At 66.1% G+C, this 1,062-nt stretch carries 2 protein-coding genes; one reads left to right on the top strand and one right to left on the bottom strand.

Features of this window, described 5'->3' with window-relative positions; translation table 11 throughout:
* A partial coding sequence (locus AC1D00_RS42570; RefSeq protein ID WP_477014842.1) for an outer membrane protein occupies positions 1 to 283 on the top strand: 283 nt, incomplete at its 5' end.
* 57 nt (positions 284 to 340) lie between these two features.
* On the opposite strand, the gene dusA is transcribed toward AC1D00_RS42570, so the two are convergent.
* Positions 341 to 1,062, bottom strand: a 722-nt coding sequence (gene dusA / locus AC1D00_RS42565) for a tRNA dihydrouridine(20/20a) synthase DusA (protein ID WP_477014841.1), incomplete at its 5' end; no start/stop codon positions are given.

Here is a 1,062-nt window from a genome sequence, read left to right as displayed (position 1 = left end):
GAACGGCCGCGCCCGCGCCGGTATCGCGACGATGGATTCACGCCTGCTGTTCTTCGGGACCGCCGGTCTTGCCGCCGGCGAATTGAAGGACGGGCCGATCAACAAGATGAAGATGGGCTGGACGGCGGGCGGCGGCGTCGAATGGGCGTTCCTGCCGAAATGGTCGGCCAAGGCCGAATATCTCTACACCGAGTTCAAGCACGACGACCTGCCGGAGTGGAACGCCGCGAAATTCCACTCCTTCCGCGTCGGCGTGAATTATCACTTCGACCTGTTCCGCTGAGACCGATCGATCGACGAAGAGCCGGATGTTGCGATCCGGCTCTTCACCCGGCGGCAGTTAGGCGGCCGCCTCAACCGGCGCACGCACACCGACGCGCGCGATCGCATCGCGCAGCACGTCGAGACCGGCGCCCGGCTTTACCCCCTGCTCGGCAAGATGGCGGCGGAAGGCGCGCGCGCCGGGCACGGCGTGGAATGCGCCGACGAAATGCCGTGTGATGGCGTGCAGGCGCGTGCCGCGCGCGAGCTGCGCCTCGATATAAGGCATCATCGCTTCGAGCGCGTCCTGCATCGTCGCATGCGGCGCCGCTTCGCCGAAGATATCGGAATCGACGGAGAGCAGCCGCCAGGGATCCTGATAGGCGGCGCGGCCGAGCATCACGCCATCGACGTGTTCGAGATGTGCTGCCGCCTCGTCGATGCCTGGGATGCCGCCATTGATGATGACGGGCACATCAGGCATCGCACGCTTGAGCCGATAGACGCGCTCGTAGTCGAGCGGCGGGATGTCGCGGTTCTCCTTCGGTGACAGGCCGTTGAGCCAGGCTTTCCGGGCATGCACGATCAGCGCATCGCACCCCGCCGCGACCACCGCGCGCGCAAGCGTATCGAGCGCCACTTCAGGGTCCTGGTCGTCGATCCCGATGCGGCATTTCACCGTGACGGGAACGCCGACCGCCTGCTTCATCGCATCGACGCACCTCGCCACCAGTTCCGGCTCCGCCATGAGACAGGCGCCAAAGCGGCCATCCTTCACGCGATCGGACGGGCAACCGACAT

Source organism: Bradyrhizobium sp. P2_E8 (genome assembly GCF_056403875.1).
Note: the sequence above shows the minus strand (reverse complement) of the source record. Positions and strands in the feature narration are given on the sequence as shown.